The sequence below is a fragment of the Amycolatopsis sp. CA-128772 genome (assembly GCF_002904295.1).
Classification (GTDB): Bacteria; Actinomycetota; Actinomycetes; order Mycobacteriales; family Pseudonocardiaceae; genus Amycolatopsis.
Window position 1 is genome coordinate 121,518 of the sequence record NZ_PPHG01000022.1, and the last position, 12,391, is coordinate 133,908.

Genomic DNA, 12,391 nt, shown 5'->3' on the forward strand with positions numbered 1-12,391 from the left:
CGTCCAAAGTCCGGGGCATGACGAAGAACGTGCTGATCTCCGGCGCCGGTATCGCCGGCCCCGCCCTCGCCTGGTGGCTGCACCACCACGGCTTCCACGCCACCGTCGTCGAGCGCGCCCCGAGCCTGCGCGAAGGCGGCTACAAGGTCGACATCCGCGGCGTCGCGGTCGACGTCGTCCGCCGGATGGGCCTGCTGGACGAGGTGCACGCGGCGAGCACGGACATGCGGGGCGCCGCGTTCGTGAACAAGCGCGGCAAGGAGCTGGCCACTCTCGACGCGGACACGTTCGGTTTCCGCCACGGCGACGACACGGAAATCCTCCGCGGCGACCTGTCCCGCATCCTTCACGAAGCCACGCGCGAGCACACCGAGTACGTCTTCGGCGACTGGATCACCGGTCTCGACCAGCGTCCCGACGGCGTCGAAGTGACATTCGCCCACGGCGAGCCCCGCCGGTTCGACCTGGTGGTCGGCGCCGACGGCCTGCACTCGGGCGTCCGCGCCCTGGCGTTCGGCCCGGCGGAGGACTACCTGCGCCGGTTCGACGCGTACATCTCGATCTCGACGGTCCCCAACAGTTTCGAGCTGGACCGCTGGGAGCTGCTGCACTCGGCGGCGCCGGGCAAGATGGTGAACGTCTACAGCACGGCCCGGGCGGCCGACGCGAAGGCGGCGTTCTGGTTCACGGCGCCCCCGCTGCCCTACGACCGCCGCGACGTCGAGGGCCAGAAGTCCCTCGTGGCGGACCGGTTCGCGGGCCTGGGCTGGCAGATCCCGGCGCTCCTGGAGGCCATGCGCGAGGCCGACGACTTCTATTTCGACCCGGTGTGCCAGATCGTCATGGACCGCCTGTCGGCCGGCCGGGTCGTCCTGCTCGGCGACGCGGGTTACTGCGCGTCCCCGGCCTCGGGCCAGGGGACAAGCCTGGCCCTGGCGGGCGCGTACGTCCTGGCCGGCGAGCTGGCCGCGGACTTCTCCGAGGGCCCGGCGCGGTACGAGACCCTGATGCGGCCGTTCATCGAGAAGAACCAGGCGCTGGCGAAGACGGCGTTGCGCGGCATCATCCCGCAGTCCCGGGCGTTCGCGTGGTTCAACACCCGCATGATCAAGCTCATGCCCCATCTCCCGGGCCGCAACCGCGTCCTGGAGCAGATGTCCCGCCCCATCCGCGAGGCGGCGAACGCCCTGGAACTGCAGGACTACGCGGCTAGTGCAGGGGATCGTGCCCCCAGTTCATGAGCGAGTGCCGCCAGGTGGTGTCCTTTACGTCCCCCGACGGCCGCTGGGCCAGGTGGCGGTGCACGTACCCGACCACCTTCCGCATGTGCGCGAGGTCGTCCCCGGTCAGGTCGTCCTTCTTCTTCCGGAGGATCTCGACGATGCGGCGGCCGGACTTGTGGCCGATCGACTCGCTGTCCTTGTGCTGCCCCGCCGCCTTCGACTCGTCCGTCTCCAGCCAGTCGCCGAGCTGCTTGGCCGTCATGTTGACGCTGGTGCCGAACTCGCGGCGGGTTTCTTCGTCGTCCATCCCGGACGGGTACCCGCGGCGGCCGCGCAGCACGCAGGTCAGCATCGGAAGGGTGAACTCGCCGTCCGCGGTCTCTGGCCGGCCGGCGAGGAACGCCCGGAGCCGGCCGAGCGTGTCCGCTCGTTCCCGCGGCGGCATGAGCAGCACGCCCGCCCGGGTGGCCAGGGCCGCCACCAGGGACTCGGCCGTGCGGCGCTGCCCGTGCGGGAACTCGGCCTGCTGCGGTGTCCCGAATCGGCCGGCCGGCACCGCTCCGGCGGTTTCGGCGCGCCAGCCGGCGGGCGTGTCGCGTGGTCCGATCACCGCGCTCCCGCCGGCCTGCGCCAGCCCGGTCACCCAGCCGGCCCGGTCGTCCACGACGTTCCACAGACCGGCCAGGACGCCGCCCGGCACCAGGACGCGGGCGATCTCCGGACCGGCGACGGCCATGTCGAACCAGTGCAGGGCGTTGCCGGCCAGCACCGCGTCGACGGACGCGTCCGGCAGCGGGATCGCCTCGGCGCGGCCCGGCCGCGCCTGCGGCAGCACCGGGCGCAGCTCGGCCGGCATGGCCGGGTCGGGCTCGACCGCGGTCACGTCGAGCCCGAGCGCCACCAGCGTGGCGGTGAGCTTGCCCGTTCCGGCGCCGAGGTCGAGCACCCGCCGGCCGGGTGCGGGCCCGAGCGCCCAGCGCACCGCGGCGGGCGCGTAACCCGGCCGGTGCTCGGCATAGGCGGCCGCCACCGCGCCGAACGACGAGGCCAGCGCCTTCCGGTCCACGCCGTCACCGTATCGGTGCTCGCCGCCCGGATTTTGTCGTGAACGGCGCTATCCGGGGTACCCGCAGGTCATGACCCAGGAATTCAAGAAGGGCGACCGCGTCCGCTGGGACGCCGGCAACCAGAGCTCCGTCGGCACGGTCGAAGAAAAGATCACCAAGGACACCCACGCCGGCAAGCGGGACGTCAAGGCTTCCCCCGACGACCCGCAGTACCTGGTCAAGAGCGAGAAATCCGGGAAGACCGCCGTCCACCACCCCGACAAGCTGCACAAGGCCTAGCGCGCCGCCCGGACCTTCGCCGCGACCTCCGTCAGCTCCTCCCGCGAGCGCACCCGCCAGTCGGCGCTCAACACGAAACCGTCGCCGGCGAACCGCGGGATCACGTGCAGGTGGACGTGCGGGATCTCCTGGCCGGCCGCCTCTCCGTCGGCCAGGAACAGGTTGATCCCCTCGCTTCGCAGGTCCGTGCGCCGCAACGCCGCCGCCAGATCCTGGGCGATGGTGAACATCCGCGCGCCCGCGGCCGCCGGGAGCGCAGCCAGGTCCGGGTGGTGCGACCGGGGGAGGACCAGCAGGTGGCCGGTCGTCACCGGGCGGAGGTCGACGATCGCGACGAACTCTTCGTCCTCGTGGACGAACGCCGCCGGGGCGCGGCCCGAGGCGATCGCGCAGAAAACGCATTCTCCGGCCGGTGTGGTCGCCGGCAGCCGGGGAGGTTCAGCCATGCGGACGACCCTATCGGCCACCCAGCCAGTGGTGCAGCGCCCACCACGAGCGGACCGCGTCGAGGACGCGACCGCCGCTGTTCTCCGCCAGGACCACCGGGGTCAGCTCGGCCAGCCGGTCGAGGCGGTAGCGGACCGTGTTCGGGTGCAGGTGCAGGGCGTCCGCCGTCGGGCGCAGGCGCTGGCCGTGGTCGAGGTAGGCCAGTGCCGTCGCGGCCAGCTCGCGGTGGAACGCGTTGACCGGGTCGAGCGCGCCGAGCAGATCCGTCGTGAGCAGGTCGCCGAGCCGCGGCTGGGCCGACAACGCGAGTTCGCCCGCCAGCCTGGTCAGGTCGTGGTAGCCGGGGCCGGTGAGCCGTGCCGCCGCCGCGCACAGCCGGTGCACCTCCCGCAGCTCGGGCAACGCCGACGGCGGCGCGACGACCAGCAGCACGCCGTCGGCCAGCGGCACCCCGCCGGGCGGCCGGGCCGCCAGGCCGGTGAGCCGGCCCTCGACCAGCCCGTACACCCCGCCGAACTCCAGCAGCGCCTGTTCGAGCGTCCGGGCCCGCGCCGGGTCGCTGACGTCGGACACCACGCACGAGTAGCGGCCTTCGGGACGCAGCCCCGCCTGCCGGAGCTCTTCGGGCGTCGGCGGGTGGCCGGCCAGCAGCAGGGTGCGCAGCAGCTGGGTCCGCGCGTCGCGGACCGTGCGGGACAGCTGCAGCTCGGCGGCGTGGTAGCCCTTGACGATGTGCCGTTCCAGCGCGCCGGTGTAGCGCTCGGCGTCGAGGACGGTCTCCAGGATGACGTCGTCGGACAGCCCCGCGGCCCGGCAGCGTTCGACGGCGACGCGCGCCGCGAGCGTCCGGCCGGCCTGGACCCCGCGCAGCAGATCGGTGAGCGGGACACCCTGTTCGGCGCGGTCGGCGCCGAGCGCTTCGGCGGTGGTGTAGTCGGCGGCGTCCGGGCTGGTCGTCGCGCGCAGAGCGGCGGAGAGCAAAAACTGGACGTGCCGCCGGTTCTCGGCCTCCGGCAGCCGCGCGACCTCGGGTGACTGGCTCCGCGCGGCCTTCACCAGCTCGTTGACCACGGTGTCATCGGCGGCCATCGCGTCCAGCACCTGCCGGAGCAGCGGCGAGGCCGGCACGGCACCCTCCCGTTGTGGCGGGGCCACAACACCGCGTCCGCGATGTTGGGCGAGCGGCCCTACCGGATCGGCTCCGGTGGCCCGTTATCGTGACAATACCGGACAGTAACCCCGTTCCCCCGCGAAATCCACCGCACCTCTTCAATGCCGAAAGGGTGTTCCCCGTGCCCCCTTCCCGCCGGAAACGGTCGTACCTCTCGCGCCTGGCCTGTCTCACCGCCTCGGTCGCCCTTCTGGCGACCGGCGCCGCGGTGCCGGCCACCGGCGCCTCCGCGGCCCTGCGGGAGGTGATGTTCGTCGGCAACAACTGGGACGGCACGGCGGACGTCATCCAGTCCCGCGGTTCCTTCGCCCGCATCGGGCGGGTGAACATCATCCCGGACAAGGACCAGCGCCTGACCGAGATCTACCTCAACCCGGTCAAGCTCGCCTTCTTCCTCGGCATCCGCAACGGGCCCGGCGAAGGGCACGACCAGTTCGTCGACGACATGTACACCACGCCCGACGGTGGTTCGGTCGTGGCGTCGCGGCCGAGCTTCGCCGACGTCGTCTCGATCAACCTGATGACCGGCCGGATCAACTGGCGCTTCCCGGTTTCCGGCTTCCGCTCCGACCACATGGCCGTGTCGCCGGACGGGCGCCGCGTCGCCGTTTCCGCGTCGACGGCGAACACCGTGCACGTGCTGGACATCGTGACCGGGCAGCAGGTCGGCTCGTTCGCGACCGGCGACAAGCCGCACGAAAACGTGTTCACCGACGGCGGCCGCTACCTGTGGAACATGTCGATCGGCGAGGTCAACACCGATCTCGACGACCCGGGCTGGGACTTCACCAAGGGGGACCGGCACATCACCGTGGTCGACGCCGCGACCTTCCGCCAGGTCAAGGTGATCGACATGCGCCAGCGGCTGGACGCGTTCGGCCGCAGCGACCTTTCGGACGCCGTGCGCCCGGTCGCGTTCACCCCGGACGAGTCGAAGCTGTACTTCCAGGTGTCGTTCTTCAACGGTTTCGCGGAGTACGACGTCGCCACCGACAAGATCACCCGGGTCAAGGAGCTGCCGAAGAACCCGGCCACCAGTGACGACCGCAAGACCTTCGTCAACGATTCCCGCCACCACGGCATGTCGATGAACCCGGCCGGCACCAAGCTCTGCATCGCCGGGACGATGGACGACTACGCGACGGTGGTCGACCGCGCCTCCCTGCAGCAGGGCACGCTGGTGCCCGCGGTGAAGCCGTACTGGGCCACGGTGAGCGGTGACGGCACCGCCTGCGTGATCTCCGAGGCCGGCGCCGACCAGGTCACCGCGATCGATTTCGCGACCGGCCGGAAGCTCGTTTCGGTGCCGGTCGGCGACCACCCGCAGCGGGTCCGCATCGGCCACGTGCCCGACGGCTGGACGGGCCCCACCGGGTCCTGACGTCAGGAGACGGCGAAGGCCGCGGTCAGCCAGCCGCGGACTTCGCCGTCCACATCGGACACCGCCCGCAGGCTCAGCCTGTGCCCGACCCGCGGCCCGCTCGCCCAGCTCGCCGGGGCGATGCGGGCCGTTTCCACCGGGCGCGGCAGCCACAGGTACACCAGCACGTCCCGCGAGCGCGGGCGCAGCTCGGCCAGCTTCCGGTCGCGCTTGAGGAACACCCCGACCTTGACCGCGTCCTCGTGGACGTCGCCGAGGGTGCGCAGGTGCGCGAGGACCGCGTCGTAGACCGAGCGCTGCCACGGTGCCTTGCCGGCGAAGGTCTCCTCGACCGTGCAGCCCGGCACGCACGTGTGCCCCTGGCCGGTGCGCGCGAACTCGCGGTCGCAGCGCGGGCACGTCCAGCGGGTCGGCATGCCGTCCAGGATGGCACTCACAGCGGCGCCGGGCCGAGCGCCGGGATGGTGGCCGCCGCGTGCACCAGCCGCCGGGCCGCGGTGGCCGCGGCCTTCCGCTGCGCCGGCGGCAGCTTGTCCAGCAACGAACCCAGGGCGGCGTGCCGCCGGCCGAGCAGCCGCCGGACGATCTCCTGCCCGGCTTCGGTCACCTCCAGCGTGACGACGCTGCGGTTGCCCGGGCTGCGGCCGCGGGCCACGTGACCGAGGGCCTCCAGGCGGTCGGCCAGCCGCGTCACCGAGGACGCGTTGACACCCATCGCCGCCGCCAGCTGCGAGCTCGGGACCCGGCCGAGGCGGTCGAGGACGAGCAGCAGCCGCGTCTGCGGGAACGACACCTCGGGTGGGGCCGCGTGCGCGCACTCCCAGGCGATCCCGACCAGGACCACGGTGAGGCCGTCGAGGGCGGCCACGTCCGGGTCGGCGCCCGGGGCCGCGTCTTCGAGGGATTGCATGGGGCAATACTTGCCAATCACAAGAGCATCGGTCAAGATGGACATCCCCGGCGCTCGCCGGCGGTGTCCGGCCGGGTCGGCCGTCTCTCCTTTTTTCGTCGGCAAGAGCGCGTTCGAGCGTTGAATTTGTTGGTACACAAGAAAAGTTCCCCGGATTCCGCTGAACCTCCGCGCGACGGCATCCGTGTACCGCGTATCTGAACTGTCGTCAGAAGGAGGAACCATGCCGGATCACCGTGGCATGACGGGCCGCGCCAAGGCCCGGACCGCGCTGGTCGTCGTGGCCACGCTCGCCGTGATCGGCGTGGGCTCGGTGATGGTGCTGAACGCCAGCGCCCAGACCGCGCCCGGCTCGACGCAGGCGCAGGTCCCGGCGCACGACCCGGACATGGCCGGCATGCAGATGGGCTCGGCCGCCCAGGCCGGGGCCGCGGACAACGTGGCCGGCGCCGGCCCGGTCACCGAGCTCGACAAGACGTTCCTGGTCAAGGTCCGCCAGGCGGGGCTCTGGGAGATCCCCGCCGGCGACCTCGCCCAGACCCACGCCAGCAGCGAGGCCGTGAAGCGCGCCGGCCTGCACCTGCTGGACGGGCACTCGCACCTGGACCAGCTCGTCCGCGAGGACGCGAAGATGCTCGGCGTGACGCTGCCGGACCAGGCCAGCGCCGAACAGCAGGGCTGGGTCCGCCAGCTGACCAACGCCCAGGGCCTGGAGTTCGACAAGCTGTTCGCGAACCTGCTCCGCGCGTCGCACGGCAAGATCTTCGCGACCATCGCCGAAGTCCGCGCGGGCACGCAGAACGACGTCATCCGCCGGCACGCGACGCAGGCGAACCAGACGGTCCTCGACCACATGACGGTCCTCGAGGACACCGGCCTGGTCGACGCGAAGACGATCGCCGACGTCGCCGCGGCGGTGAACCCGCCGGCGAAGTGACGCCGGCGCGGGGGAGGGAGGGTAGCCGCCCGCCGGGGATGCGGGCGGCTACCGGGCCGGGGGGACGATGCCGTACTCGTGGATCTTGCGGTAGATCGTCGCCCGGGAGATGCCCAGCAGTTTGGCCGCGCGGACCTTGTTGCCGTCCGCGTCCTCCAGGCACCGCACGATGGCGTCCCGCTCGATCGACTCGAAGCGGTTGAGCGGCCGGCGGGTCACCGCGTGGAACTCCGCCGGGAGGTCGCCCGGGCGGATGGTGCCCGCGCGGCGGCGCTGGGCCACCTTGCGCAGCACCTGGTGGAGCTGGCCGGTGTTGCCCGGCCACTCCGCCCGCATCAGCAGGTGCAGCGCCGCGGCCGAACACGTCAGCCGGCCGCCGTAGCCGAGCTTGCTCAGCACCAGCGGGACGAGCTCCGCGAGGTCTTCGACGTGGTGGCGCAGCGGCGGCACCCGGACCGTCCGCGGGAACGACTTCAGCAGCTCGGCCAGCGCCGGTTCGGTTTCGGCTTCCGGCACGAGCGTGCCGACCACCCACGGCGCGTCCGGGGCCTCGCGCAGCTGCCGCAGGACCAGCGCCAGCGCGTTGGCGGCCGGCGCGGCCAGCCGCTCGACGTGCCGGATCACCAGCGTGCGGATCGGGGCCTCGGCGTGCTCGCGCCGCAGCGCGTCCCAGTCCTCGCCGAGCGCCGCGTCGACGGTCAGCAGCCGGGCCGCCGGGTGGTGACGCTGGTGGAGGCCCTTCGCCAGGGTCAGCTTGCCGGTCCCGGGCTCGCCTTCCAGCGCGACCCACTCGCCGCGCTGGTGACCGGAGTCGAGCTCGTGCCCGCAGCGCAGCCACAGCGGCGCCGATCCGACGACGCCCGGCAGGTACATCGGCAGCATCGGCGTCGGGACCGCCAGGGTCTCCTCGGCCTCGATCAGCTTCACCGACAGCACGCCGCCCGCGGTCTCCGATTCGCGCCGGCCCGCGACGCGGCGGCAGAACACGCGCACCCGCAGCCCGCTCGACAACGCCAGCGTCGCCGGGGCCCGCCGTCCCTCGGCCAGCGCCTCGGTGGCGTGGCCGAGCAGCACCGACTGGTCGGCCGGGTCGAGCAGCTGCCGGGCCCGGTCGTTCATCATCACGATGTCCTCGTTGAACGCCAGCACGATGCCCGTCCACCGCCGGCAGGTCTGCAGGTACGCCTGGAACAGCATCATTTCCCGCAGGTCGCTGTGCCGCAGCAGGGCCTGGCGGATCTGCTCGGCCGTGGACCGCGCCAGCGCGACGAGCAGCCCGCCCGCATCCTGGTACCAGCAGGTGAGGTCGACGGCGCCGACCTTCTTGCCCGAGATGGGGTGGTGGATCGGGACGCCGGCGCACGCCAGGTTCTCCAGGTGCTCGGCGTAGTGCTCGTGCCCGAACACCGTCGTCGGGCGGCCGTCCTCCAGCGCGGTCCCGATGCCGTTCGTGCCGACCGACTGCTCGCCGTAGCTGAATCCCGGCACCAGTTCGACGCGCTCCAGGTGCCGGGCCAGGTCGGCGTCGCCGGTCTGCTGGGTGAGCACGACGCCGCTGGCGTCGGTGAGGATCAGGCTGATCGGCTGGCCCTCGAACTGCTCGCCCAGCTTGTGCAGCACCGGCTCGGCGCCGCGCATGAGCGGGATGTCGAGGTTCTGGTCGCCGAGGTAGAGCGGGTCGATCCGGTCGGCCTCGACCTGGAACTCCCGCGACCGCCGCCACGAGGACAGGATCGTCGGCCGGACCGTGCCCGCGGGGACCGCTTCGGCGGTCAGGAAGCGCACCCGGGTGCGGGCGAGCGCGTCGTCGGCGAGCAGGGTGCCGGGCGCGATCTCGTCCACGTGACCTCCCGTAGTGACGCCCGTCCAGCGTAAGCGCGCGGTGGCGGCGGCGGTGTCTCAAATTGAGACGCTCCCGTGCCCGCGGCGGCGGTGCGATGGACCCATGGCCGCCGAGACGTACAACCCCTGGACGATCGTCAACCTGGTCTTCACCCACCTGGCGGAGCAGGACCTGCACCCGACGCTGGGCGCCGCGGGCGACCCCGGCGAGCCCGCCGCCGCGCTGCTGCGCGCGTTCGGGATCGTCCCGGCCGCCGAAGGGGACGCGCGGGTGCGAGCCGGGATCCACGACGAGCTGACCGCCCTGCGCGCGCGGCTGCTCGACCGCCCCGCCGGCCGCGGTCCTGTCTCAGATTGAGACCCGCGCCCGCCCCGCGGGCGGCGCTTAATGGTCGACGCCGGGCCGGCGAGCCGCGAATAAGGAGTTGATCCATGAGCCGCCAAAGTGTGGCGAAAGCCCACCAGAAGATCCAGGAACTGTCGTGGGAACCGGCGTACCACACCCCGGTCTCGCACTACGGCACCGACTACACGTTCCGGAAGGCGAAGAAGAAGGACCCGCTGAAGCAGGTCCTCCGCTCGTACTTCCCGATGCAGGAGGAAAAGGACCACCGGGTTTACGGCGCCGAGGACGGCGCGATCCGCGGCAACATGTTCCGCCAGGTCCAGGAACGCTGGCTGGAGTGGCAGAAGCTGTTCCTGTCGATCATCCCGCTGCCGGAAATCTCCGCCGCGCGGGCGATGCCGCTGCTGTTCCGCACGGTCCCGAACCCGGAACTGCACAACGGCCAGGCGATCCAGATGATCGACGAGGTCCGGCACTCGACGATCCAGCAGAACCTCAAGCGCCTGTACATGCAGAACTACATCGACCCGGCGGGCTTCAACTCGAGCCTGCGCAACTTCCAGAACGACTACTGCGGCACCATCGGCCGCCAGTTCGCCGAAGGCTTCATCACCGGGGACGCCATCACCGCGGCGAGCATCTACCTGACGATCGTCGCCGAAACGGCGTTCACGAACACGCTGTTCGTCGCCATGCCGGCCGAGGCCGCCGCGAACGGCGACTACCTGCTGCCCACGGTTTTCCACTCGGTGCAGTCCGACGAATCCCGCCACATCAGCAACGGCTACGCGACGCTGCTGATGGCGCTGTCCGACGAGAGCAACCACCAGCTGCTCGAACGCGACCTCCGCTACGCGTGGTGGAACAACCACGCCGTCGTCGACGCCGCGATCGGCACATTCATCGAATACGGCACGAAGGACCGCCGCAAGGACCGCGAGAGCTACGCGGAAATGTGGCGCCGCTGGATCTACGACGACTACTACCGTTCGTACTTGGTCCCGCTCGAGAAGTACGGGCTGATCATCCCGCACGACCTCATCGAAGAGGCGTGGAACCGGATCTGGAACAAGGGGTACGTCCACGAAGTCGCGCAGTTCTTCGCCACCGGGTGGCTCGCCAACTACTGGCGGATCGACCCGATGACCGACGAAGACTTCGAATGGTTCGAGTACAAGTACCCGGGCTGGTACGACAAGTACGGCAAGTGGTGGGAGAACTACAACCGCCTCGCGACGCCGAACGGGCACCACCCGATCGTCGCCGAGGACGTCGGCTACGTGTACCCGCACCGCTGCTGGACCTGCATGGTGCCGTGCCTGATCCGTGAGGACATGGTGGTCGACGAGGTCGACGGCCAGCACCGGACGTACTGCTCGGAGACCTGCCGCTGGACCGACGCCGAGGCGTTCCGGCCCACCTACCAGGGCCGCAACACGCCCAACATGGGCCAGCTGGTCGGCGCCCGCGAGTGGGAGACGCTCTACCACGGCTGGAACTGGGCCGACGTCGTCTCCGACATGGGTTTCGTGCGCGACGACGGCAAGACCATGGTCGCCCAGCCGCACCTGGACCTGGACCCGAAGAAGATGTGGACGCTCGACCACCTGCGCCGGATGCCCGAGGTGCAGTCGCCGAACGTGCTGCTCAACCGGATGACGCCCGAGCAGCGCGCCGCGTTCGTGGCCGACTACAACCGCCAGGGCCCGGCCGGGCGTCCGGCACCGCAGGCCTGACGGGCGGCCCGGCATGACAGCGGAGAAGCACCGCGTCCGGTTCGAGCCGGTCGGGATCGAAATCGACGTCGCCGAGGACCAGACGATCCTGCGTGCCGCCGCCGAGCAGGGCGTCATGCTCATGCACGGCTGCAAGGAAGGGCAGTGCGCGGCCTGCAAGTCGTTCCTCCTCGACGGCGACGACGTCGAACACGACCGGTACTCGACCTTCGCGCTTCCCGACTACGAAAAGGAGGAAGGCTTCACGCTGCTGTGCCGGGCCCACGCGTACGAAGACCTGACGATCGAGCTGCTCAACTACGACGAGGAGATGATCCAGTCCGGCCTGCCGATCCAGGAGGCCGACGTCGAGGTCGTCGCCAACGACCCCGTCACGCACGACCTCCGGCACCTCGTCGTCCGGCTGGCCGGCGACCTCAAGTTCTTCCCGGGCCAGTACCTGGACTTCGCGGTCCCGGGCACCGAGGAGACCCGGTCGTTCTCGATGGCCAACACCTCGGCGCGCGGCGGGCTGCTGGAGTTCGTCATCAAGATCTACCCCGACGGGCTGTTCTCCCGGTTCCTGGCCGAGCGAGTCGCGGCCGGCGACCGGCTCCGGGTGACCGGCCCGTTCGGGGTGTTCACCCTCCGGGACAACCCGGGCGCGGACCTCGTGTTCGTCGGCGGCGGGGCCGGGATGGCGCCGATCCTGGCCCTGCTGCGGTCGATGGCCGAGCGCGGGATCGACCGGAAGGCGACCTTCTACTACGGCGCCCGCCGCCGCCGCGACCTCTGCTTCGAGGACGAACTGCGGGCGCTGGAAGAGAAGCTGCCGGACTTCCGTTACGTGCCCGCGCTTTCCGAGCCGGGCGACGCCGACTGGACGGGCGAAACCGGCTTCGTCACCGACGTCCTGCGCCGCACCGGGCTCGATCTGACCGGCGCCGACGCCTACGTCTGCGGGCCGCCGCCGATGGTCGAGGCCGCGCTGGAGCTGCTGCCCGCCCTCGGCGTCGACGGCAAGCGCGTCTTCCACGACAAGTTCACCACCACGGGCGAAGGGTAAGGAACCC

The 12,391-nt window shown here is 71.3% G+C and carries 13 protein-coding genes and 1 pseudogene; 7 read left to right on the forward strand and 7 right to left on the reverse strand.

All coding sequences use genetic code 11. From position 1 onward, the window contains the following. Window positions 1–17 precede the first annotated feature (17 nt). Entirely contained in the window at window positions 18–1,241 is a 1,224-nt protein-coding gene (locus C2L59_RS09175; protein WP_103349075.1) for an FAD-dependent monooxygenase, read from the forward strand. Here the strand turns inward: C2L59_RS09175 and C2L59_RS47845 are convergent. Both C2L59_RS47845 and C2L59_RS50275 read right to left on the reverse strand, forming a co-directional pair. Continuing rightward, complete coding sequence (locus tag C2L59_RS47845; protein WP_199198990.1) at window positions 1,210–1,530, reverse strand: DUF3140 domain-containing protein; 321 nt, start codon at window positions 1,528–1,530, stop codon at window positions 1,210–1,212. The two genes, C2L59_RS09175 and C2L59_RS47845, sit on opposite strands and share 32 nt — an antisense overlap. A gap of 384 nt (window positions 1,531–1,914) precedes the next feature. Beyond that, window positions 1,915–2,289: pseudogene (locus tag C2L59_RS50275) on the reverse strand (class I SAM-dependent methyltransferase); the annotation flags it as partial. A gap of 70 nt (window positions 2,290–2,359) precedes the next feature. On the opposite strand from C2L59_RS50275, the gene C2L59_RS09185 reads away from it, so the two are divergent. Beyond that, a complete protein-coding gene (locus C2L59_RS09185) occupies window positions 2,360–2,569 on the forward strand; it encodes a DUF2945 domain-containing protein (protein ID WP_103349077.1) in 210 nt (69 codons plus the stop codon). Here C2L59_RS09185 and C2L59_RS09190 read toward each other — a convergent pair. Next, complete coding sequence (locus C2L59_RS09190; protein WP_103349078.1) at window positions 2,566–3,015, reverse strand: HIT family protein; 450 nt, start codon at window positions 3,013–3,015, stop codon at window positions 2,566–2,568. The two genes, C2L59_RS09185 and C2L59_RS09190, sit on opposite strands and share 4 nt — an antisense overlap. A 10-nt stretch (window positions 3,016–3,025) precedes the next feature. Further along, complete coding sequence (locus C2L59_RS09195) at window positions 3,026–4,144, reverse strand: helix-turn-helix domain-containing protein (protein WP_103349079.1); 1,119 nt, start codon at window positions 4,142–4,144, stop codon at window positions 3,026–3,028. A gap of 290 nt (window positions 4,145–4,434) precedes the next feature. Here C2L59_RS09195 and C2L59_RS09200 point away from each other — a divergent pair, with 290 nt between their 5' ends. Then, window positions 4,435–5,568, forward strand: coding sequence for a YncE family protein (locus C2L59_RS09200; protein ID WP_255410250.1), 1,134 nt, complete (start codon window positions 4,435–4,437; stop codon window positions 5,566–5,568). Between the two features lie 2 nt (window positions 5,569–5,570). Here C2L59_RS09200 and C2L59_RS09205 read toward each other — a convergent pair whose 3' ends face one another. Beyond that, window positions 5,571–5,984 carry a DUF5655 domain-containing protein gene (locus C2L59_RS09205; RefSeq protein WP_233223361.1) on the reverse strand — a complete coding sequence of 138 codons (414 nt, stop codon included), beginning with the start codon at window positions 5,982–5,984 and terminating at the stop codon, window positions 5,571–5,573. A 17-nt stretch (window positions 5,985–6,001) separates the two neighbouring features. Then, a complete protein-coding gene (locus C2L59_RS09210; protein WP_103349081.1) occupies window positions 6,002–6,478 on the reverse strand; it encodes a MarR family winged helix-turn-helix transcriptional regulator in 477 nt (158 codons plus the stop codon). A 223-nt stretch (window positions 6,479–6,701) separates the two neighbouring features. Here C2L59_RS09210 and C2L59_RS09215 point away from each other — a divergent pair, with 223 nt between their 5' ends. Beyond that, window positions 6,702–7,415 (forward strand): DUF4142 domain-containing protein, encoded by a 714-nt coding sequence (locus C2L59_RS09215; protein ID WP_103349082.1) that lies wholly within the window; start codon window positions 6,702–6,704, stop codon window positions 7,413–7,415. Window positions 7,416–7,463: 48 nt separating this feature from the next. On the opposite strand, the gene C2L59_RS09220 is transcribed toward C2L59_RS09215, so the two are convergent. Next, a complete protein-coding gene (locus C2L59_RS09220; RefSeq protein WP_103349083.1) occupies window positions 7,464–9,257 on the reverse strand; it encodes a sigma-54-dependent Fis family transcriptional regulator in 1,794 nt (597 codons plus the stop codon). A gap of 103 nt (window positions 9,258–9,360) precedes the next feature. On the opposite strand from C2L59_RS09220, the gene C2L59_RS09225 reads away from it, so the two are divergent. The 3 genes from C2L59_RS09225 to C2L59_RS09235 all read left to right on the forward strand — a co-directional run bounded on the left by C2L59_RS09225 (window position 9,361) and on the right by C2L59_RS09235 (window position 12,384). Then, window positions 9,361–9,615: a hypothetical protein gene (locus C2L59_RS09225; protein ID WP_103349084.1), complete on the forward strand. Its 255-nt coding sequence runs from the start codon at window positions 9,361–9,363 to the stop codon at window positions 9,613–9,615. Between the two features lie 74 nt (window positions 9,616–9,689). Then, the gene (locus C2L59_RS09230) at window positions 9,690–11,339 is read left to right on the forward strand and encodes a methane monooxygenase (RefSeq protein ID WP_103349085.1); all 1,650 of its coding nucleotides are present in this window, start codon (window positions 9,690–9,692) and stop codon (window positions 11,337–11,339) included. Between the two features lie 13 nt (window positions 11,340–11,352). Then, entirely contained in the window at window positions 11,353–12,384 is a 1,032-nt protein-coding gene (locus C2L59_RS09235) for an NADH:ubiquinone reductase (Na(+)-transporting) subunit F (protein ID WP_103349086.1), read from the forward strand. The last annotated feature ends 7 nt before the right edge of the window (window positions 12,385–12,391 follow it).